Raw genomic sequence first — 20,339 nt, 5'->3', positions numbered from 1 at the left:
CGAAGAACACCTGACATCTGTCACGAAGCCTCGGCCATCGCCTTCGCCCCGTGAGCCTCCACCCCCGCCGCTCGGTGAGCCTCCACCTCTCCCAAAAAATCGGAGTGCCAAATGTACGGTTTTGGGCCAAAAACCGTACATTTGGCACTCCGATTTCGGGGTGGGAGGGGTTCTCCCGGGGTCTTAGAGCAGTTTGCGCACCGTGTTGAGGTTCCGCGTGGTGAGCGAGGGCTTGTGGCGCGCCGCGGCCGTGAGCTTGGAGAACGGGGTGTCAGTGCTGGAGCCGCGAGGGCAGGCCCAATAGAGCACGCCCTCGCCGGCGCTCACGCGTTCCGCGCCCTCGGCGACGGGCACGGGCCCGGCCGAGCCGCGGTCCAACGCATCGGAGGCCCGGACCCCCTCCCGGTCGGCGGCCGGAGCATCGACGCTCAGTCCTCGCCCCGCGGCGTCGTCGAGCAGTGCGGCCAGGGCCCCGGGATCCGAGCCGAAGACGACATAGGCGTGATGCGCCGCCGACTCGGCGTACGGGTAGGCCGCCGCGACGCCCGCGATCCGGGCCCGTGGTTCGAGCACCACACGGGCCTCGTAGCCGAAGCGCTCCGAGAGCAGCTCCTCGAGCCGGGTGCGCAGGCCCTCGGCCGCAACGGTATCGCCCGCCTCCTCCGGCGAGGAGAAGAGCACGTTGCCAGTCGCGAGCACGGTCTTCACGGCGTCGAAGCCGGACTCGCGGAACAGCCCGGCCAGCTCGGCGCTCTTGATGTTCACGCCGCCCACGTTGATGCCCCGCAGCAGGGCCACCCATTCGGTCATGGGCCCACCCTAGGCTGGAGGGCAGACACCGCGGTGCCCCGCGGCCCCTCCCACGCGAAGGACACCACGCATGCCGATGGCCGACGAGCTCCTGGGCGCCCCGCAGGCCGCCGCCTTCCACGCGGCGCTCTCCGCCGCCTCCGGCCGGGAACTGCCTGGCCTGCGCGCCGCCGCCGCACCCGAGGCCCTGACCCCGCTCGCGCTCTCCGCCCGGGCCTCCGCCCTCGCCGAGGCCGCCCTCGCGGAGCTCCCCGGAGACTTCGCTTCAGTGGCCGGGAGCCTGCGCGTGGCGGCCCAGGACCCAGCGTTCGAGGGCTGGCTCATCTGGCCGGCCGGCCTCACCGCCGCGCGCTCGGCCCTCAAGGCGGGCGACGAGGGGAGCTTCGACGAGGCGATGGAGATCCTGGCCCTGCTCACGCCGCGCAACACCTCGGAATTCGCGATCCGCGAGCTGCTGCGCGCCCGCCCCGAGCGCGGCATCGAGATCATGCGCGGCTGGGTGGGCCACCCCCATCACCACGTGCGCCGCCTCGCCTCCGAGGGTTCGCGCCCCCTGCTGCCGTGGGGCCTGCGGGTCCCGGCCCTCGTGAAGGACCCCGGGCTCGCCGCCCCGATCCTCGAGGCGCTGCGCGGGGACCCCCAGGACTACGTCTATCGCTCCGTCGCCAACCACCTCAACGACCACTCGCGCCACCATCCGCAGTGGGTGCTGAGCACCGCCGAGGCCTGGGCCGCCGCGCCGCGCGGCAACGGCGAGTGGGTCATCAAGCACGGCCTGCGCACGCTCATCAAGCGTGGCGAGCCGGGGGCCCTGCGGCTGCTCGGCTTCTCGAGCGAGGACCTGGGCGTGGAGGGCCCGGTCGTCGCCACCCCCGAGGTGCCCTTCGGCGGCGAGCTGCGCTTCGAGGGCTCCGTCGCCAACCGCGGCGCGGCGCCCGCCCGCGTGGCCATCGACTGGGCGCTGCACCTGCGCGGCGCGCGTGGGGCGGCCCGCCGCAAGGTCTTCAAGCTCGCCGCTCCCACGCTGGCGCCGGGCGAGCGCCTCGACATCGAGCGGGCCTTCTCCTTCCGCCCCATCACCACGCGTGCCTACTACCCGGGTGAGCATGCCGTGGAGCTCCTCGTGAACGGGACGAGCCACGGTCCGGTGCCCTTCGAGCTGCTCGAACCCTAGGGTCCGGCCGAGCTGAGCGCGCCGGGCCGGGCGCCGGAGGCGCCCCAGACCCAAGGAAAGCCCGACGGCGGGTGACCGGCCCCTGCAGGCCGGTCACCCGCCGTCGGGCACGGAAAAGCGCGTCAGCCCTTCAGGGCCAGCTGCGCCGGGTGGGAGTCGCAGATCTGCTCGAAGGCCACGATCTTGCCGTCCTGCACCGTCCACACGTGCACCGTGCGGATATTCAGCGGGATCCCGGTGCTCTTGGCGGTCGCGGTGTAGCACAGCCGATCATGACCACAGTGTCGCCGTCCTCGAGGAGGCGTTCAACGCCCACGGAGAAGCCGTTCCAGGCGGCGTCGGTGGGACCGAAGACGCCGTCGATGATCTCCTGCGGGCCGTTGTACACGCCGGCGGTGGGGAAGCCTGCGGCCTCGGTCCACACGATGTTGGGCGCGAAGTCGGCCATCATGCCGGGAAGGTCGCCGGCCTCGGAGGCGGCATAGTGTTTGCGCACCACGTCGATGCTGCGCATGGAGTTCCTTTCGGGAAGGGGCCGTGGGCCCATCGTCGCCGGGGCAGGGCGCGGCGGCCAGGGGAGTGCGGCGCGCGGGCGCGCATCTCCTGGCGGGCGTCAGGGGGAATCAACCGCGGCGGGCCGCGCGTCCGCAGCCGCGAGGCCCACCAGGCGAGCGTGCCGAAGCCGAGCCCCACGAGCAGGATCACGAGGCAGTACAGCGTCACGGTGGGGTAGCCGATGCTCGGGTTGAGGAAGGGGTAGGGGACCCAGCCGTCCGTGGCGCCGCGGAACAGCACCACGGCGACCCACACGAGCGGGTAGGCGATCACGAGCCAGAGCTTGCGTCAGGGGAGGGCCGGGCGGTCGCGGAAGAGCATCCAATCCAGCGGCAGGTACAGCGGCGTGACCATGTGCAGGATCGCATTGGAGACGGGAACCTCCACGCCGCCGGCCGCCCCGAGCGGCGCCAGAAGGATCGCGTAGACCACGCCAACGATCGCGATGTACGCCGTGACGCAGCCGCGCAGGAGGTGGAACCACTCTCGTAGCTCGCGGTCGCGCAGCAGCGCCACGGCGGCACCCATGAGCACCACGATTGAGAGGAGGTTCGACTGGATCGTGAAGAAGCCGAAGAAGTTGAAGGGGTTGGGCAGCGCGCCGTGGGTGGCGGCGGAGACCGCGTAGCTCACCACCACCGCAAAGACGATGAGCGCCACCACGGCGAGGCGGACGGCGGCGATGAGACGGGGGGCATGCTCACGAAGCTAGCCCCCCGCCGCCTGGGGGCTAGGGCGTGACGCCGCGACTGATCGCCTGCAGCGCCTTGAGCCGCTCCTCGAACTGCGGCGCGGGGCCGGCCGTGGGGGTGAACGGGGCGACGGTCCCGATCGGGAGCGCCACCACGGGTGCGGGCGGCAGGCCCCAGCCCTCGCACCACGCGGAGAGCTGGGCGGAGCTCGAGGCGTAGACGATGCGCCCGAGCCCCACCCAGGCGTGGGCGGCGGCGCACATGGGGCAGTGCTCGCCCGAGGTGTCGACCGTGGACGCGGCGCGCTCCTCGGGCGAGAGCTCGCGGACGGCCCAGAGCGCGATCGCGAGCTCGGGGTGGCGTGTCTGGTCCCCGTCCTTGACGCGATTGCGGTCCTCGAAAAGCACCTCGCCGCCGGACGAAAGGAGCAGGGAACCGACGGGCTCGTCGCCGTCGGCCAGGGCCTCCTCGGCCAGCTCGACGCAGCGGGCCAGGTGGAGCAGGTCGGTCTCGGTGAGTTGGGGCATGGCTCCCACGCTAGGGCCCGGGCGGCTCGGGGGGCCAGGGGGATGGTTCCCTTGCGGCCCGCTCGCCCGTAGCGTGGTGCTCGGAACGGCCGACGCAGCCCGCTCACCCCCTGAAAGGGCGGCGCGCAGCGGCCCCAAGGAGGCGAACATGGCGTGGAGCGTCGGCGCGGGCGAGGTCCCGCGCCTGGATGAGTGCGTCGAGCTCTACGACGCGGTCGGCTGGAGCGCCTACACGCGCGACCCCCAGGCGCTGCAGGCGGCGCTCGCCGGCTCCACACGCGTCTACACCGTGCGGGACGGGCGGCGCCTCGTGGCGCTGGCCAGGACGCTGTCCGACGGCGCCTCGGTCACCTTGGTGCAGGACCTCCTGGTCCACCCAGACTGCCAGCGCGAGGGGCTCGGCTCCCTGCTGCTGGACGCGATCCACGAGGACAGCACCGGCATCCGTCAGCTGTTGCTCATGACGGACGACGAGCCGGCCCAGCGGGCGTTCTACGAGAGCAACGGGCTCACCGAGGTGCACGAGCTGCCCCGCCCCGGCCGGGCCTTCGTGCGCTACCTGTAGCCGCGCCGTCGGGCGTTGTCCCGCTGGCCACACCGTGCCGAGCGCACCGGCGGCCGCGCCGCGGCCGTCTGGCCCCGCTCCGGTAGGCTCGGGGCGTGGCTTTTCAGAACGTTCCCCGCGTGCCGTTGTGGCAGATCATCGGCGTGATCACCCTCGTGATGTTCGTGGGCTCCATCGCCACGGTCTACGGCGCCGGGCGCCCGCCGAGCTCGGCCTTCGAGCTCATACTGACCTTCGTCCCGCCCGTGGGCGTGGGCATCTGGACCCTCGTGCTGTGGCTGCGCGCGCGGCGCAGGGCCGCGGCGAGCACCGGCGAAGCGAGCGCCGCCGACGAGCAGCGGGGCGAGTAGCCCCTACGCCCCGGCCGCGAGTTGCTGCGCGCGCTCGAGGCCCTCGCGCTTGGCCGACTCCGTGATGAGCTTGAGGCCGCTGCGGAAGAGCTCGAGGTCCTGCAGCTCGCCGAGCTGGACGGCGTAGCGGGCCAGGAGCGGATGCACCGCTGGATCCGCGGTGGGAACCGTGTCGAACCACGGGCCGAGCCGACCCGTGCCGCCGTTTTCGGTGATGGAACGCGCCATGCCGGCCGAGCAGGCCATCATGTGCTGGGCGAAGAGCGAGTAGTGGCGCACCACGCCCGCGTCGTCCAGGCCGGCCTCCTGGAAGGCGCGCAGGATCAGCTCCACGGCCGCGCGCTCGCCGGGGCCGTGGGTCGTGGCGACGATGGCCTCGACGCCCACGGCTGGGTGGGCGGAGAAGAGCTGCACCGTGGCCTCGCCGAGCTGGCGCAGGCGCGCCTCCCACTCGGCCTCGGGGGCGTCGACGCTCTCCACCGCGCGGGATTCGAGGCGATCGAGCATCGCTAGGACGAGCTCGTCCTTGTTACGCACGTGCCGGTAGATCGCGGTGGGATCGGCACCCAGGAGCTGACCCAGCTCGCGCACGGAGAGGGCCTTCACCCCGTCGCGCGCGGTGATCTCCAAGGCCGCCGCGATGATGGTCTCGCGGTCCAGGCGGCCGCGCTTGGCCGGTGCCGTCGTGCTCATGGTCCCCACTTTCTTTGCCCTCATCGTGCCACGAGGAGGGGCGACCCTCGGCATTGTCATCAATGTAGTCAATGCCGTTGACACGGTGACGCCCCTCACATTAGCGTCGACGCACGAACCCCTCCCTCGCGCCCTCCCGGCGCAACACCCACCCGAGGAAGTGCGCATGCCCCACGCAGAGCTGATCCTGACCGGCGGACCCGTCTTTACGGGCACCGGCGAGCCGCTGAACGACACCGCAGTGCTGGTGAGCGGCGGTCGCATCACCGGCCTCGTCCCCGCCGCCGAGGCCCAGGAGCACGCCGGCCCCGACACCCGCGTGGTTGACCTCCAGGGCGCCCTCCTCTCCCCGGCCTTCCAGGACGCCCACATGCACCCCATGGGCGCCGGCGTGGAGATGCTCCAGTGCGATCTCTCCGGGGCGGGGTCCGCCGAGGAGACCCTCGAGCTCATCGCCGCCTACGCGCGGGCCTACCCCGAGCGCGAGTGGATCTTGGGCGGCGGCTGGTCCATGGAGCACTTCCCCGGTGGCACGCCCACGCGCCAGCTGCTGGACGAGCTGCTGGGCGAGCGCCCCGTCATCCTGACCAACCGCGACCATCACGGCGCATGGGCCAGCACCGAGGCCATGCGCCGCGCCGGCGTCGATGCCTCCACGCAGGACCCGGCGGACGGCCGGATCGAGCGCGAGGCGGGCGGCTTCCCGGCCGGCACCTTCCACGAGGGCGCCGAGCACCTGTTCCCCGGCGTCCGCCCCGGCATCAGCGACGACTTCGCGCTCGCCGGCCTGCACGCCGCCCAGGAGGCGCTCCTGGCCCAGGGCATCACCGGCTGGCAGGACGCCTGGGTGGGCGTCGGCATGTCCGGCATCTCCGACATCGACGCGATCTACCGCCGCGCCGCCGCCGAGGGCAGCCTCAAGGTGCACGTGCGCGGAGCCCTCTGGTGGGAGCGCGACCGCGGCATGGAGCAGGTGGAGGAGATGATCGCGCGCCGCGCATCGGCCGCGCAGCACGCCCCGAACTACGTTCCGGGCACGGTCAAGATCATGGTGGACGGCGTCGCCGAGAACCACACCGCGGCCATGCTCACGCCGTACCACGACCACTCCGGCCACGCGACCCAGAACGCCGGCCTCACCTTCGTGGAGTCGGCGCTGCTGAAGGAGGCCGTCACGGCCCTGGACGCGGCCGGGTTCCAGGTCCACTTCCACGCCCTCGGCGACCGCGCGGTGCGCGAGTCGCTCGACGCGCTCGAGGCGGCCCGCGCCGCCAACGGCCCCAGCGCCAACCGCCATCACCTGGCCCACCTGCAGATGGTGGACGAGGCGGACTCGGCCCGCTTCGCCGAGCTGGGTGCCGCCGCGAACATCCAGGCCCTGTGGGCCTGCCACGAGGAGCAGCTCGACGTGCTGACCCTCCCGTTCCTGCGCGACGGCGCCGAGGCCCGCCACTACCCCTTCGGCGAGCTGCGCGACCGCGGCGCCCGCCTCGTGGCCGGCTCCGACTGGCCCGTCTCCACGGCCGATCCGCTGCAGGCCCTGCACATCGCCGTGAACCGCACGGCCCCGGGTCGCGAGGACACCCCGCTCGGCGGCGAGGCCCAGCGCCTCACGGTCGCCGAGTTCATGGCGGCCTACACCTCCGGCAGCGCGTGGATCAACCACCGCGACGACGAGACCGGCAGTCTCGCCGCGGGCTACCTCGCCGACCTCGCGGTCATCTCGCCGAACCCCTTCGCTCTGCCCGCCGAGGAGCTGCACACCGCGCGCGTCGCCTCCACCTGGATCCAGGGGGAGTGCGTGTACGACGCCGCCGAGGCGGCCTCCGGCGCGGCCGTCACCACCGCTGACGGTGCGACATGAGCCGCCCCCAGGCGCGCGGCCGGGCCGGCACCCGGGCCCACCTGAGCGCTGGAGGCTCGGCGCGCCGTCGGGCCCTGGCGATCGCGGCGCTGAGCGCTGCGACCCTCGCCCTGGGCGCGTGCGGCCCGCCCGCCGGAGCCATCTCCGAGTGGGAACTGACGCCGGCCCAGCCGGCGGCCGTGTCCGACGTCGACCAGATCACCTGGGCCGTGCACGCCGAGCCCTACAGCCTCGACTACGCCTACGCCTTCGACTACCCGGACAACATGGTCCTGGCGAACGTGTGCGAGTCCCTGCTGCGCATGAAGCCGGACCTCTCGCTGGAACCCGGCCTCGCGACGTCGTTCTCCAATCCGACCCCCACCACGTGGGTCTACGAGATCCGCGACGGCGTGACGTTCCACGACGGCTCGCCCCTCACGGCGGACGACGTGGTGGCCTCGCTGAGCCGCCACCTCGACCCCGAGGTGGGCTCCTTCTGGTACTCCGTGTACCAGAACGTGGACTCGATCGAGAAGACCGGCCCGCGCCAGGTCACCGTGACCACGCGCGTGCCAGACAGCCAGTTCAACCTGGCCATGGGCAACTCCTCCGGCGTCATCGAGTCGGCCAAGACGCTCGAGGAGAAGGGCAAGGACTACGGCAACTCCACGGGTGGCGTGAACTGCACCGGCCCGTTCCAGTTCTCGAAGTGGACCTCCGGTGAGTCGATCAAGCTCACGCGCTACGACGGCTACTGGCGCAAGGAGGGTCGCGCCCACAGCTCCGAGCTGGACTTCGTCTTCATGCCGGACGGCACGGCGCGCACCAACGCGCTCAAGGCCGGCGAGGTGGACGGCACGTGGATGGTGCCGCCGGAGGCCGTGCCGATCCTGCGTGCCGGCTCGGGCGGCGACGTCTTCTTCGGCACCAACGCCACCGTGAACTCGCTCGTGGTTTCCGACCTCAAGGGACCGTTCGGCGACCTCAAGGTGCGCCAGGCCCTGGCCTACGCCCTGGACCGCGCCGGCATCCTGGGCGCCGGCTACGGCGGCTACGGCGAGGTGACCGACGCGCTGACGACCCGCAGCGTGTGGCAGGGCGTCCCGAGCGCCTCGGTGGACGCGGCCTTCACGGGCCTGAACGGCTACCCGCGCGATCTCGAGAAGGCCAAGGCCCTCATCAAGGAGGCAGGGGTCGAGGGGCAGGAGGTCGTCATCGCGACGGCACCCATCTCCAACGACTTCACGGTCACGGCGCAGGCCACGGCCGACGCGCTGAACCAGATCGGCCTCAAGGCAACGATCAAGACGGTCACGCCGAACGCCTACACCACGCTGTTCTCCGATCCGAGCGCCCGCGAGGGCGTGGACCTCTTCTACACCTCCTGGTACCTCTCCAGCCCGGACGCCCTCGAGATGTACGGCGTCCTGCGCACCGGCGAGTTTTCAAACTACGGCGGCTGGGACGATCCCGAGTTCAACAGGGTCGTCAACCAGGCCACCGCCACGATGGACGCCACGCAGCGCGCCGCCCTGACGGCCAAGGCCCAGAAGATCGCCAACGAGCAGCTGCCGTGGATTCCGCTCTTCGCGCCGCCGACCACGGCCTACCTCTCCGACCGCCTGACCGGTCTCTCCCCGTCCATCAACTTCATGTACGCACCCTGGGCCGCGGCCCTGGGCGCGCGCTGAGCCGGCACCTGAGGAGGAATCCCTCGTGAACATCGTGCGTTCCGTCGGCGGAAAGCTCGCCGGCCTCGTCCTGACGCTCTTCCTGGCGTCCCTGCTGGTCTTCTTCTCGCGCTTCCTGGTGCCGGGAGACCCGCTCTCCTTCCTGCTGCGCGGGCGCAAGCCCAGCCCGGAGGCCATCGCGGCGGTCACCGAGCAGTACGGCCTGAACCTCTCCCCGTGGGAGCAGTACCTCAAGTGGATCGGAGGGATCTTCACTGGCGACTTCGGCCGCTCCATGCAGTACCGCCAGTCGGTCTCCGAGGTGCTGCTCGACCGCCTGCCCGTGACGCTTGGCCTCGTGATCATCGCCGGCCTGCTCATCACGGTCTTCGGCCTCGCCGCCGGCATCCTCGCCGCGGTCAAGCGCGGCACCTGGGTTGATCGCACCGTCGTCGTGACGCTCACGGCCTTCGGCGCCATCCCGTCCTTCGTCGCCGCTGTGGGCTTCATCGCCCTGTTTGCGGTGCAGCTGGGCTGGTTCCCGTCCTTCGGCTCAGGCGAGGGCTTCTGGGACACCATCCGCCACCTCATCCTGCCCTCCGCCGCACTGGCCCTCGTGTACGTGGTGCTCATCGGCAAGGTGACCCGCTCCGCCATGGTGGAGCAGCTCGGGCGGGAGCACGTGGAGGTGGCGACCTCGCGCGGCCTAACCCAGGCCGCCGTCGTCCGCCGCCACGTGTTGCGCAACGCCGTGGGCCCCATCCTCACGGTCTCCGGCATGCTCGTGGCCGGCCTGCTGGTCTCCAGCTCCATCATCGAGTCGGCGTTCGGCCTCTCCGGCCTCGGCTCCCTCCTGGTGCACTCGGTGGACCGGCTGGACTTCCCCGTGGTGCAGGCGATCGTGCTGCTGGTCGTGGCGGTCTTCGTGGCCGTGAACGCCGTGGTCGACCTGCTCCAGCCCCTAGTTGATCCCCGGACCGTGGCAGGAGCTGGTGCCCGATGACCGCCCCCGTGATTTCAAACGTCCCGGAGCCAAGCTCCGATGAGCCCACGCCGCACCGGCCGGCGCCGCGCGTGCGCTGGAAGACCCCGCGCTGGATGCGGGGAACGGTGCTCGTGTGGATCGCCGCCGTGGTGCTGGTGGTGGCCGTGCTCTGCGCGGTCCTGGCGCCGTGGCTCGCCCCGTACGATCCCGACCGGATCGACCTCATGAACCAGTACGCCTCGCCGAGCGCGGCGCACTGGCTGGGCACCGACTCGCTGGGCCGCGACATGCTCTCGCGCATGATGCACGGCGCCCGCACGGCGCTGCTCGGGCCCCTGCTGGTCGTGATCGGCTCCTCGATCCTCGGCATGCTACTCGGCCTCCTCGCCGCGTGGCGCGGGGGCTGGGTTGACGCGGTCCTGGCCCGCCTCTTCGACCTGCTCTTCGCCTTCCCGGCGCTACTCCTGGCGATCCTCGCCGTGGCGCTCTTCGGCAAGGGCCTCGTGGCCCCGGTCATCGCCATGGCCATCGCCTACGCGCCCATCGTGGCCCGTCTGACCCGCCAGCTCGTGCTCGCGGAGAAGCAGCGCGCCTACGTCAGTGCTTACCGCGTGCAGGGCTTCGGCGGCGGCTGGATCGCCCTGAACCGCGTGCTTCCCAACGTCACGCCCGTGGTCGGCGCGCAGTCGACCCTGAACTTCGGCTACGTGCTGGCCGAGCTCGCGGGCCTGTCCTTCCTCGGCCTCGGCGTCCAGGCGCCGCAGTCCGATTGGGGCTCCATGATCAACGAGGCCCAGGTGGGCCTGCTGTCCGGGCATTACCTTCCGGCGATCATCCCGGCCGTGGCCGTGGTGCTCGTGGTGGTGGCCGTCAACATCCTCGGCGAGGAGTTCGCCGAGCGCATCGGAGGGAACAAGGCATGAGCCTGCTCGAGATCTCGCAGCTGACCCTGGACCTGCCCGGCGGCAAGCGCCTGCTGCACGGCATCGACCTCACGGTGGAGCCCGGGCGCACCGTGGGCCTCGTGGGGGAGTCGGGGTCCGGCAAGTCCCTCACGGCCCGCACGGCGCTCGGCCTCTTCCCGGAGAAGGCGAAGCTGGGCGGTTCGGTCAAGGTGGACGGCACCGAGGTGCTGGGCCTGTCCGGCTCGGCGCTGCGCGCCCTGCGTCTCAGCGATGTGGCCATGGTCTTCCAGGACCCGCGCGCCGGCATCAACCCCGTGCGCACCCTCGGCGATCACCTCACCGAGGCCCTGCGCCTGGGCGAGGGCGTCTCCGGCGAGGCGGCCCGCAAGCGCGCCATGGAGCTCATGGAGGCCGTGCGGCTCCCGCGTCCCGAGAAGCACTTCCACCAGTACCCGCACGAACTCTCCGGTGGACAGCTGCAGCGCATCATGATCGCCGGGGCGCTCATGGGCAACCCGCGGTTGTTGGTCTGCGACGAGCCCACCACGGCGCTGGACGTCACCACGCAGGCGGAGATCGTGCGGCTGTTGGCCACGCTGCGCGACGAACGCGGCATGGGCATGCTCTTCATCACCCACGACCTGGGCCTCGCCGGCGCGCTGTGCGACGACGTGGTGGTCCTGGCCGGCGGGCGGGTCCAGGAGCGCGGCGACATGGCGGCGGTCCTGGCCCACCCCACGGCCGAGTACACGCAGCGCCTCGTGGCAGCGACGCCGTCGCTGCACCTGGATGACGCGGTGCCGTCGGTGGTTTCGGGCGCTTCATTGCCCGACGGCGCGGGGTCGGCTTCCGCTGGCGGGCGCCACGAGGCGGCGCCCGCCGCCTCCCAGGCGGGCGCGCCCGAGGCGGGCCGGGGCACCCTGGCCGGGGACGGCGTCGTCGAGCCCTTGCTGCGCGTGGAAGGCGTCCGCCGGACGTATGCCGTGCGCGGCAAGGATCCCGTGACCGCCGTGGCGGACGCGAGCTTCGTGATCCCGCGCGGCTCCGCGTTGGGCGTGGTCGGCGAGTCGGGGTCCGGCAAGTCGACGCTGGCCCGCATGGTCGTGGGCCTGGAGACGCCGGACGCCGGCACCATCACGGTGGCGGGCAAGGACCGCACCGGCACGCCGCGTGGGCGCGAGGCGCGCCTCGCCCACGCTCGCAGCGTGCAGATGGTGTTCCAGGATCCGTATCTCTCGCTGGACCCGCGCATCCCCGTCATCCGGGCCGTCCGCGACGCCGCGGCGCTGCACGCGGACGGACGCGATGCGGCGGCCGTGGCGAAGGAGCTGCTGGACCGCGTGGGACTCACGGCCGAGCAGCAGCAGGCGCTGCCGCGCACGCTCTCCGGCGGTCAGCGCCAGCGCGTGGCCATGGCCAGGGCCCTGGCCGTGCAGCCCGAGCTGCTCGTCATGGACGAGGCGACCTCCGCGCTCGACGTGTCGGTGCAGGCGCAGGTGCTCCAGCTCGTGACCGAGCTGCGCGCCGAGCGCGGGCTGACTGTGCTGTTCATCAGCCACGACCTGGGCGTGGTGCGGCGCGTGTGCGACGAGACGTTGGTGCTGCGCCGTGGCGAGATCGTGGAGGCCGGCCCCACCGCCGCCTTGCTCGATCACCCGGCGCACGAGTACACACGGCTGCTGCTCGACTCGGTCCCGCGCCCCGACGCAGGCTGGCGCCTGGCGGGCTGAGCCTGGCCGGGAGTGGGGGGAGGGGGCTTCCATGGCTTGGCCTTCTCTCCCGGGTTTGCCCCTGCTCGTTGCGCTTTGCCCCGGGGAATACCCGGGGCAAAGCGCAACGAGCAGGGGCAAAGCTCCAGGGCATAGGGTGGCGCGCATGAGCGAGTACCTGCTGAAGCGCGCCTACGACGCCCCCGCACCCGAGGACGGCGCCCGCGTCCTCGTGGACCGGCTCTGGCCGCGGGGCGTCAAGAAGGAGGTGCTCGACGCCGTGTGGTTGCGTGACGTGGCGCCCTCACCGGAGCTGCGCCGGGCGTGGCACGCGGCGAGCGCGGAGTCCTGGGAGGCCTTCGCGGACCAGTACCACGCGGAGCTCTCCGCAGCCGACGCGGCCGGGACCGGCGCCAAGGCCGAGGCCCTGGGTCGGTTGCGGGCGTTGACGGCCGCCGGGCCGGTCACCCTCGTGTTTGCCGCCAAGGACCCGCAGCACAATCACGCGGTGGTGCTACGGGACTACCTGCTGGGCGGCTAGCGCGGAGTCGCTGCCCCGGCGCCTACCGCGTGGACCGCTGATCACCGGCCTGACGGCCCGGCACCCGCGCCGGGCCGCTCCCGGCACGCTTCAGGCCTGCCGGATGGACGCGGCGCCGGATAGGCTCGGCTCCCCACGGCGGTCATGGCACCGCCATGACCCTGGCAGGAGCCCCGCATGAGTGAGACCCCCGATCCAGTAGCCCTCCGCACGGCGATGGCGCCGTTGGCCGATGCCTTCGCCGCGGCAGCCCGGGCCTCGACGACGTTTGCGGACGCAGAGACGGGCGCAGGCAAGCCGGAGTTCAGCGACGAGGTGATCCGCGAGAACACGGGCCACGACTGGGTCGAATGGGTCGGGTTGATCGACGCGGGTCCGGGGCGGCAGGCGGGCCACGCGGCGATCGCCGCCTGGGTGCACGAGAACTTCGAGGTCAACGGATGGTGGGCCCAGGGCGTCACGGTGAGCTACGAACGGCTCGTGGGCCTGCGGCTGCCTGGCCAGATGGCGGACGGCACGTTCACGGTCCAGAAGAACAAGACCCTGGAGGGGAACCGCGAGGCGCTGCGGGCCTGGTGGGTGTCCGACGACGCCAGGGCAGCCCTGCTCCCGGGCCTTGCATCCGTGCTGCGCTCCAAGCCAGAGGCGAAGCAGCTCAAGGTGGCGCTCAGCGGGGCCGAGGGTGAGGCGCTGGGCACCGTGGGATTGACGGTGGACGAGGCCAAGGGCCGGCTCAAGATCAACGTCTCACACGAGAAGCTGCCCTCCTCCGCGGCCGGCGAGGAGTGGAGGAACGCCTGGGGCGCCTGGCTCGATGCCCTGGCGGGGGCGCTCGCCGCCTGAGGCGACCGAACCGCCCCACCCGGCCGCGTGACGTCGGGCCCTGGATCCCGAGCGTGCGGCGTCGGGCGCCACCCGGCTCCGCGACGTCGGGCGCTGGATCCCGAGCGGCTAGTGCAGCGCCCCCTTGAATCCGAAGTGGTCGGGGCTCGCCTTGCGCCAGTCGCGCTCCCAGCCCTCGGGCGGCTCGGTGAGCAGCTCGCCCGGCTTGAGCCAGCGGTAGAGCTCGGCGTAGGAGGCGTTGGAGTCCACCTCGATGTTGCGGCGCAGCATCTCCGGGGTGAGGTCCGCGGCCGAGCGCACACCCATGGAGGCGATCAGCCGCAGCGCCTGGTCCACCGTGGCCCGGTGGTAGCGCGTGACGCGCTGCGCCTTGCTTGGCACGTCGAGGGCCTTCTGGCGCCGGGGATCTTGCGTGGCAACGCCCGCGGGACACGTGTCGGTTGAGCACTTGAGCGACTGGATGCAGCCCAGCGCCATCATCATGGCGCGGGCCGAGTTGGTGAAGTCGGCGCCCTGGATGAGGCGTTTCACGATGTCGTTGCCCTCGGCGACCTTGCCGGAGGCCCCGAGCTTGATCCTGTCCCGCAGTCCGGCGCCCACGAGCGCGTTGTGGAAGAGCATGAGGCCCTGGGTGAGGGGCATGCCGACGTGGTCCTCGAACTCGGAGGGCGCGGCACCGGTGCCGCCCTCGGAGCCGTCGATGATGATGAAGTCCGGGGCCGAACCGACCTCGAGCATGGCCTTGCAGATCGCCAGGACGTCCCGCTTGGAGGTCACGCAGAGCTTGAAGCCCGTGGGCTTGCCGCCCGCCAGCACGCGCATGTCCCGGATGAACTCGATGAGCTCGCGCGGGGTGTCGAAGACCGAGTGCTGGGCCGGGGAGATGCAGTTCTGGCCCTCGGGGACGTCGCGGATGCGCGCGATCTCCGCCGTGACCTTGGCGCCGGGAAGCACACCGCCGAGGCCCGGTTTGGCGCCCTGGCTGAGCTTGAGCGAGACCATCTTGACCTGAGGGTCGGCGGCCTTGGCCCTGAACTTCTCTGGATCGAAGTGCCCGTCGGCAGTGCGCGCGCCGAAGTAGCCGGTGCCGATCTCCCAGATCAGGTCGCCGCCGTGGCGGTGGTGGTCGGAGAGGCCACCCTCGCCCGTGTCGTGGGCGAAGCCGCCGGCCGCAGCGCCCTCGTTCAGCGCTTGGATGGCGTTGGCGGAGAGCGCCCCGAAGCTCATGGCGGAGACGTTCATGAGGCTGATCGAATACGGCTGGGTGCATTCGGGCCCGCCGACCATGACGCGCGGTTCGAGCTCCGGCGGCTCCAGCGGCGCCATGGAGTGCACCAGCCACTCGTAGCCGGGACGCCCCACGTCCCGCAGCGTGCCGAAGGACTCCTCGGACTTGGTGCCCTCCGAGCGGTCCTCGATGACTTGGCGCGTGGTCTTGTTGAAGGGCCGCCCGTCCCAGTCCCGCTCGATGAAGTACTGCTGGATCATGGGCCGGATGCCCTCGAGCAGGTAGCGCGCGTGCCCGATCACCGGGAAGTTGCGCAGCACTGCGCGCTTCTTCTGGGTCAGATCGTGAATGGCCACCCCGCCGAGCGCCGCGCCACCCGCCGCCATGAGCCCGAGCGCCGCCTTGGTCTTTGTCCCCATGCTCCCCGCCTTGTCCCCGCCGTCGCCGCGGCCGGGACGGCCGCCTGGGGATTACCCTGCCGCGAGGCGCGGCCGTGGGCAAGGGGTGCCCGACGGCGTGTGGAGGGCCGGGTGCCGGGCGGCGCCTGTGAGGTGGGTCAGGCCACGCGGTCGGTGTCGCCGCCGTCGAGGTAGGTGAGCACGCGGTCCACCGCCTGCCCATAGAACGCCGCGAGGCTCTGCTCGGTCACGAAGCCGATGTGCGGGGTGAGCAGGGCGTTGCTCGCGCTGCGCAGCGGGTGGTCGGCCGGCAGGGGTTCGGTGTCGTAAACGTCAAGGGCCGCGCCGCCCAGCTCGCCGGAGTTCAGCGCAGCGAGGAGCGCGGCCTCGTCCACGAGCGGGCCGCGCGCCGTGTTGACCAGCAGTCCGCGCGGGCCGAGCGCGCGCAGCACCGCGGCGTCGATCAGCCCGGCGGTCTCCGGGACGAGCTTGAGGTTCACGCTGAGGACGTCGCTGCGCTCGGCGAGCTCCAGCAGGCTCGGGGCAAAGCCGGCGCCGGCGGCCCGGGCCCGTTCCTCATCCAGTCGCGGGCTCCACGCGAGAACGTTCATGCCAAACGCGTTCCCGTAGTTGGCCATGCGCGAACCGATCCGGCCGAGCCCCACGACGCCGAGCGTCAGGCCCTCGGCCTCCCGGCCCGCGGTGGTCTGCCAGCGACCCTCGGCGCCGTTGGCGAGCTCGGTGGGCAGGTGGCGCAGGGCGGCCAGCATGAGCGCCCAGGTCAGCTCGGGGGCCCCGGCGGCTGAACCGCCCGTCGTGTACACCGCCACGCCGTGGGCGCGGGCGGCCTCCAGGTCGATGTGCGGCACCCCGCGGCCGGTGTTGACGATGAGCTGGAGGCGGGGGAGCAGGCCGAGCGTCTCCGCCGAGAAGGGCGTGCGCTCGCGCATCGCGATGACGGCGTCGAAGGGTTCGAGGGCCTCGGCGATGGCGCCGGGATCATCACCGAGCGAGTGGGTGAAGACGGTGAGCTCCACGTCGCGCTCGCGCAGCGGGCCGAAGTCGGCGCTGGAGAGCGCCGCGTCCTGGAAGTCGTCGAGGATCGCGAGCCGCTTCACCGTGCGGCCGCGCTCGGCGCCTGTCCCGGCGGCCGTGCCGCCGAACGGGTCTGCGCTGGGAGGCCGGGTCTCGGCGGAAGGTGAGGAGGCGTCGTCGTGCATGGCCTCACGCTACGCCCACCCGAAGCCTGCGGCGCTGTGCATCGACAGCCCGGCGCACAGCCCGGGCACAAGCGCGCCGCCTACCGTGGAGGCACGCAAGGATACGAGTGACGGGGAAGGTCCCGACCGCCAGCGGTCGGGACCTTCTGCGTTCACGCGACGTCACGCATCGCGCAACGTTCCGAGGCCCGCGAGGGGCACCGAAGCGCCGGCGAAGCAGGCCTCAGATGACGCCCGTCTGCTTGAGCTTCACCCGCAGTTCCTCGTCGGAGGGCTCCACGAGATGCGAGCCGTCCGGGAGCACCACCACGGGGATGTTCTTGCGCCCCGAGATGCGCTCGGCATCGTCGGAGGCCTCGGGGGTGGCGACGAGGTCGATGTAGTTGAAGGGCACTTCGAGCTTGTCGAGGAGCTTCTTGGAACGAAGGCAGTCGCGGCACCAGTCCGCGCCGTAGAGGGTCACCTGTGCATCGGTCATGACATCAGAGCCTAGACACCATCGTTAGTTGTCGTTAGCCCCCGGCCCCCTTAGCGTGGGGCCTGGACGGGACTCGCACCCCCCTCCGTCCCCTTTCGACGGCGGTACCCCCAAGACCGCTGCGAGGAGGAACCGTGGCTTCCATCCAGATCGTCCGCTTCGCCGACCAAGATCAGTTCGCGTTTTCTCACCACACCGGCGAGGCCACCCCCGGCCCCGGCCAACTCCTCGTGCGCGTCGAGGCGGGCAGCGTGAACCCCATCGACCCGATCGTGGCCACGGGTGCCCTCGCTCAGAGCGCCCCCGTTACCGCGAGCCTCCCGGCCGTGACGGGCGGCGACTTCGTCGGCACCGTGGTCCGGCTCGGCCCCGACGTGGAGGGGCTGCACGTGGGCGACCGCGTCTTCGGGCAGGCCGGTGTGCTCGTGGGCGGCTCCGGCAGCTTCTCCACCTTTGCCCTCGCCCCGGCGCGCTTCACCTCAACCCTCCCCGAAGAGATCTCGGACGAGCAGGCAGCCTCCCTTCCCCTGGCCGGGACGAGCGCCGTGCAGGCCCTCGATGCCCTTCACCTCGCCCACGGGGACTCGCTCCTGGTGGTGGGCGGCGGTGGTTCGGTGGGTTCGCTCGCCGTCCAGCTCGCTGCGGCCCGCGGCGCCACGGTGGTGGCCACGGCCAGCGCGGAGGACGCCGACTACGTGCGTTCGCTCGGCGCGAGCGAGGTCCTGGACCACCACGACGAGGCTTGGCACGGCCGCGCGAGCGACTTCGACGCCCTGCTGGACGCCTCCAACGTGCGCCAGCCGCGCTGGCGCTCCCTGCTCTCCACCCTGCGCCGGGGAGGGCGCGCGATCTTCCTCAGCTCGCATCCGGACGCGGACGAAGCGCAGGCAGCGGGCGTCAGCGCGGCGGCGCAGCTCACGGAGCCCACGCGCGAGCGCCTCGCGAGAGTCGCGGCGGAGGCGGCCGCCGGCCGCCTGGCCGTGCGGGTGGGCGAGGTCTTCGACATCGAGGACGGGGTGGAGGCCCTCGCCTCCCGCGCTCGCGGCAAGGTGGTCGTCATGCTCTAGGCGAGTGCCCGACGTCGGGCACTCGCGTCAGGCGCGGAGGGTGCCTGGGTGCCCGGCGCCTGAGGCACCCGGAGCTGGAAGCGCCGAGGCGAGGGCCGTCCCGTCACGCCGCCTCCTCGGCGGCGAGCAGCTGGAACAGCCGGTGGTCACGCCGCCTCCTCGGCGGCGAGCAGCTGGAACAGCCGGTGGTCGCGCCACCGGCCGTCGATGCGCAGGTAGGACGGCGCCACCCCAAACTCCTCGAAGCCCGCCGCGCGCAGCACGGCCTGGGAACGCTCGTTGTCCAGGAGCGTCGCGGCCTGGAGCCGATGCAGGCCAAGCACCTCGAAGCTGAACGCCGCCGCGGACGCCACGGCCTCCTTGGCGAAGCCCCGCCCGCCCGCGTCCTGGGCGACCCAGTATCCGAGCGAGGCCGACTCGAACGCCCCGCGCACGATGTCGTTGATGTTGATGGCCCCCACGACCTCCTCGCGCTCGCCGAGGATCACGAACGGCGCGCACAGGCCCGCCTGCCAGTCCGTCAGCTTGCGTTCGGCGAGCTCGAGCTGGCCTCGCTCGGTGAAGAAGGAGCCGGGGCGCGTGGGTTCGTAGGGCGTCAGGAAGACGCGGTTGGCGCGGTAGAGCTCGGCGAGGTCGAGGGCATCGTTGACGTCGAGGATGCGGATGCGGGTACTCACGCGGGGGCCTTCCGTGACTGCGGCTGCACCGGTGCTGTCGCAGCGGTGGAGCGAGGGTGGGTTCTCGGCACCCTACCAACGCCCGCGGGCCGCGGCACAAGGGCGCCCGCCGCCCACCGATGAACGGCGGTGCGGCGGGCGCGCGGGCTGGAATCTGCGCGGGATCCGCCTACCAGGCGAGGTCGAGGCGCAGGCGGCGCTCCTGCGAGCGCAGCAGGCCCAGCTCCTCGATGTCATCGATGTAGGGGTAGTCCAGTTCCTCCTCCGGGGCCGCTCCGTAGAGGGCGAAGCGCGGGCTCGCGCCGTCCTCCTCGGCCAGGACCAGGAGCAGCGCGCGGCGGGCCACGGCGCCGGCGGGGAGCCCCGCGACCTGGAGGGCCTCGAAGCGGTCGTCCAGCGGCGCGAACTCGTCCAGCTCGTCGTCGAGTTCGTCCTCGTCGGAGCCCTCGACAGTGTCCTCAGCGTCCGCGAACGCGCCGTCGGCGAGCAGCACGGCGTCGTCGCGGTCATCGGAGTCGTCCTCGAGCGAGCCCGGCACCACTGAGAGGTCGGCGCCGCCGGCCTCCTCCTCGGCGGCGAGCAGATCGCTCAGGCCCCAGTCGGCGAGCAGGCGCTCCTCGGTGCCGGTCACGCGCACCGCGATGAGGGAGAGCAGCTCGCCCAGGGCCAGGCCGTCGGACTCGCGCTGCACCCAGGTGACGGTGCCCTCGTCGTCGATCGTCTCGATGAGCGCCCACACGGCGGTGACGTTGGCGACGTCGTCCACGGTCTCGAACTCCCAGCCGGGGAAGAGCGAGGTCAGGGGCACCAGCTCGGGCGCCTCGGAGAGCGCCGTGGCCTGCGGGGACGGCACGTCCCACGCGAGCTGCTCGGTGAGACGCAGCTGGGCCAGGCGCAGCAGGCCGAGCACCTCCTCGTCGGAGAGCTCGGGGCTGTAGACGTCGCGGGCGGGCTCGCCGTCGGCGTCGGTGCTGATGACCAGCAGGAGAAAGCGGCCAGTGAGCTCCTCGTCGCCGAAGTCGCCGATGCTCAGCGACGAGAAGCGCTCGTCCAGCGGCGACTCGGGGACGTCGGCCTCGTCGTCGTCCTCCGGGTCGCCCACGAGCTCGTCGTCGTCGAACCAGACGTCGGCGGCCTCGAGGCCGGCCAGGTAGCCGGAGACCTCGGCGTAGACCGTGGACGGGTCGGCGCCCTCGCTGGCGCGCTCGTGCCAGGTGGCGTCGCCGTCGTCGTCCACGGTCTCGAAGTAGCCCCACACCTGGGTGGGCGTCTGCCCCGGCTCGAGGGCCGGGAGCGGGAAGTCGGCGAGCAGGGTGTCAAGGGTGACCGCATCGGTCCGCGTGGTGGTCATGGCACGAGCCTGGCACCGCGCCAGCCGCCGCGGGCGACGGGTCGGGGAAGCCTGG

22 protein-coding genes are annotated in these 20,339 nt (G+C 72.2%); 11 read left to right on the top strand and 11 right to left on the bottom strand.

Annotated elements, in window-relative coordinates; genetic code table 11:
• Positions 1-183 precede the first annotated feature (183 nt).
• Complete coding sequence (locus DWB68_RS06960) at positions 184-810, bottom strand: DUF1697 domain-containing protein (protein ID WP_119424427.1); 627 nt, start codon at positions 808-810, stop codon at positions 184-186.
• Between the two features lie 70 nt (positions 811-880).
• Between DWB68_RS06960 and DWB68_RS06955 the strand changes: the two genes are divergently transcribed.
• Positions 881-1,984 (top strand): DNA alkylation repair protein, encoded by a 1,104-nt coding sequence (locus DWB68_RS06955; protein WP_119424426.1) that lies wholly within the window; start codon positions 881-883, stop codon positions 1,982-1,984.
• A 223-nt stretch (positions 1,985-2,207) separates the two neighbouring features.
• On the opposite strand, the gene DWB68_RS06950 is transcribed toward DWB68_RS06955, so the two are convergent.
• The 4 genes from DWB68_RS06950 to DWB68_RS06940 all read right to left on the bottom strand — a co-directional run bounded on the left by DWB68_RS06950 (position 2,208) and on the right by DWB68_RS06940 (position 3,758).
• Positions 2,208-2,498 (bottom strand): nuclear transport factor 2 family protein, encoded by a 291-nt coding sequence (locus tag DWB68_RS06950; protein WP_158588233.1) that lies wholly within the window; start codon positions 2,496-2,498, stop codon positions 2,208-2,210.
• The gene (locus tag DWB68_RS16160; protein WP_158588232.1) at positions 2,432-2,812 is read right to left on the bottom strand and encodes a Pr6Pr family membrane protein; all 381 of its coding nucleotides are present in this window, start codon (positions 2,810-2,812) and stop codon (positions 2,432-2,434) included. The genes DWB68_RS06950 and DWB68_RS16160 overlap by 67 nt, the downstream gene beginning before the upstream one ends.
• Before the next feature lie 15 nt (positions 2,813-2,827).
• Positions 2,828-3,199 carry a Pr6Pr family membrane protein gene (locus tag DWB68_RS06945; protein ID WP_147391611.1) on the bottom strand — a complete coding sequence of 124 codons (372 nt, stop codon included), beginning with the start codon at positions 3,197-3,199 and terminating at the stop codon, positions 2,828-2,830.
• A 70-nt stretch (positions 3,200-3,269) separates the two neighbouring features.
• Positions 3,270-3,758 carry a nucleoside deaminase gene (locus tag DWB68_RS06940; RefSeq protein ID WP_119424423.1) on the bottom strand — a complete coding sequence of 163 codons (489 nt, stop codon included), beginning with the start codon at positions 3,756-3,758 and terminating at the stop codon, positions 3,270-3,272.
• A 148-nt stretch (positions 3,759-3,906) separates the two neighbouring features.
• Between DWB68_RS06940 and DWB68_RS06935 the strand changes: the two genes are divergently transcribed.
• On the top strand, positions 3,907-4,323 hold the full coding sequence (locus DWB68_RS06935) for a GNAT family N-acetyltransferase (protein ID WP_119424422.1): 417 nt from the start codon (positions 3,907-3,909) through the stop codon (positions 4,321-4,323).
• A 95-nt stretch (positions 4,324-4,418) separates the two neighbouring features.
• The gene (locus tag DWB68_RS06930) at positions 4,419-4,673 is read left to right on the top strand and encodes a hypothetical protein (protein WP_119424421.1); all 255 of its coding nucleotides are present in this window, start codon (positions 4,419-4,421) and stop codon (positions 4,671-4,673) included.
• A 3-nt stretch (positions 4,674-4,676) separates the two neighbouring features.
• Here the strand turns inward: DWB68_RS06930 and DWB68_RS06925 are convergent, their stop codons facing one another.
• Positions 4,677-5,366 carry a TetR/AcrR family transcriptional regulator gene (locus DWB68_RS06925; protein WP_158588231.1) on the bottom strand — a complete coding sequence of 230 codons (690 nt, stop codon included), beginning with the start codon at positions 5,364-5,366 and terminating at the stop codon, positions 4,677-4,679.
• A 166-nt stretch (positions 5,367-5,532) separates the two neighbouring features.
• Here DWB68_RS06925 and DWB68_RS06920 point away from each other — a divergent pair, with 166 nt between their 5' ends.
• From DWB68_RS06920 to DWB68_RS06890, 7 genes are all read left to right on the top strand, one after another.
• On the top strand, positions 5,533-7,230 hold the full coding sequence (locus DWB68_RS06920) for an amidohydrolase (RefSeq protein WP_119424419.1): 1,698 nt from the start codon (positions 5,533-5,535) through the stop codon (positions 7,228-7,230).
• Entirely contained in the window at positions 7,227-8,903 is a 1,677-nt protein-coding gene (locus DWB68_RS06915) for an ABC transporter substrate-binding protein (protein WP_119424418.1), read from the top strand. Before DWB68_RS06920 ends, DWB68_RS06915 begins: the two co-directional genes overlap by 4 nt.
• 25 nt (positions 8,904-8,928) lie before the next feature.
• A complete protein-coding gene (locus tag DWB68_RS06910) occupies positions 8,929-9,885 on the top strand; it encodes an ABC transporter permease (RefSeq protein ID WP_119424417.1) in 957 nt (318 codons plus the stop codon).
• The gene (locus DWB68_RS06905; RefSeq protein ID WP_233548657.1) at positions 9,882-10,790 is read left to right on the top strand and encodes an ABC transporter permease; all 909 of its coding nucleotides are present in this window, start codon (positions 9,882-9,884) and stop codon (positions 10,788-10,790) included. Before DWB68_RS06910 ends, DWB68_RS06905 begins: the two co-directional genes overlap by 4 nt.
• On the top strand, positions 10,787-12,502 hold the full coding sequence (locus DWB68_RS06900) for a dipeptide ABC transporter ATP-binding protein (protein ID WP_119424416.1): 1,716 nt from the start codon (positions 10,787-10,789) through the stop codon (positions 12,500-12,502). Before DWB68_RS06905 ends, DWB68_RS06900 begins: the two co-directional genes overlap by 4 nt.
• Before the next feature lie 145 nt (positions 12,503-12,647).
• Positions 12,648-13,022 (top strand): DUF488 domain-containing protein, encoded by a 375-nt coding sequence (locus DWB68_RS06895; RefSeq protein ID WP_119424415.1) that lies wholly within the window; start codon positions 12,648-12,650, stop codon positions 13,020-13,022.
• Between the two features lie 177 nt (positions 13,023-13,199).
• Positions 13,200-13,865: a hypothetical protein gene (locus tag DWB68_RS06890; RefSeq protein WP_119424414.1), complete on the top strand. Its 666-nt coding sequence runs from the start codon at positions 13,200-13,202 to the stop codon at positions 13,863-13,865.
• A gap of 108 nt (positions 13,866-13,973) precedes the next feature.
• Here the strand turns inward: DWB68_RS06890 and DWB68_RS06885 are convergent, their stop codons facing one another.
• The 3 genes from DWB68_RS06885 to DWB68_RS06875 form a co-directional block, all read right to left on the bottom strand.
• Positions 13,974-15,512, bottom strand: a complete 1,539-nt coding sequence (locus DWB68_RS06885) for an FMN-binding glutamate synthase family protein (RefSeq protein ID WP_119424413.1) — start codon at positions 15,510-15,512, stop codon at positions 13,974-13,976.
• Positions 15,513-15,649: 137 nt separating this feature from the next.
• Positions 15,650-16,711, bottom strand: a complete 1,062-nt coding sequence (locus DWB68_RS06880) for a D-2-hydroxyacid dehydrogenase family protein (protein ID WP_119424412.1) — start codon at positions 16,709-16,711, stop codon at positions 15,650-15,652.
• 223 nt (positions 16,712-16,934) lie between these two features.
• Complete coding sequence (locus DWB68_RS06875) at positions 16,935-17,189, bottom strand: glutaredoxin family protein (RefSeq protein ID WP_119424411.1); 255 nt, start codon at positions 17,187-17,189, stop codon at positions 16,935-16,937.
• Positions 17,190-17,323: 134 nt separating this feature from the next.
• Here DWB68_RS06875 and DWB68_RS06870 point away from each other — a divergent pair, with 134 nt between their 5' ends.
• Positions 17,324-18,256, top strand: coding sequence for an NADP-dependent oxidoreductase (locus DWB68_RS06870; protein WP_119424410.1), 933 nt, complete (start codon positions 17,324-17,326; stop codon positions 18,254-18,256).
• A gap of 146 nt (positions 18,257-18,402) precedes the next feature.
• Here the strand turns inward: DWB68_RS06870 and DWB68_RS06865 are convergent, their stop codons facing one another.
• Together DWB68_RS06865 and DWB68_RS06860 are read right to left on the bottom strand one after the other, a co-directional pair.
• Positions 18,403-18,933, bottom strand: coding sequence for a GNAT family N-acetyltransferase (locus tag DWB68_RS06865; protein ID WP_119424409.1), 531 nt, complete (start codon positions 18,931-18,933; stop codon positions 18,403-18,405).
• Positions 18,934-19,102: 169 nt separating this feature from the next.
• Positions 19,103-20,284 carry a hypothetical protein gene (locus DWB68_RS06860; RefSeq protein WP_119424408.1) on the bottom strand — a complete coding sequence of 394 codons (1,182 nt, stop codon included), beginning with the start codon at positions 20,282-20,284 and terminating at the stop codon, positions 19,103-19,105.
• Positions 20,285-20,339: the final 55 nt, after the last annotated feature.

This window comes from Galactobacter valiniphilus, from assembly GCF_003575975.1.
GTDB lineage: Bacteria > Actinomycetota > Actinomycetes > Actinomycetales > Micrococcaceae > Galactobacter > Galactobacter valiniphilus.
Note: the sequence above shows the minus strand (reverse complement) of the source record. Positions and strands in the feature narration are given on the sequence as shown.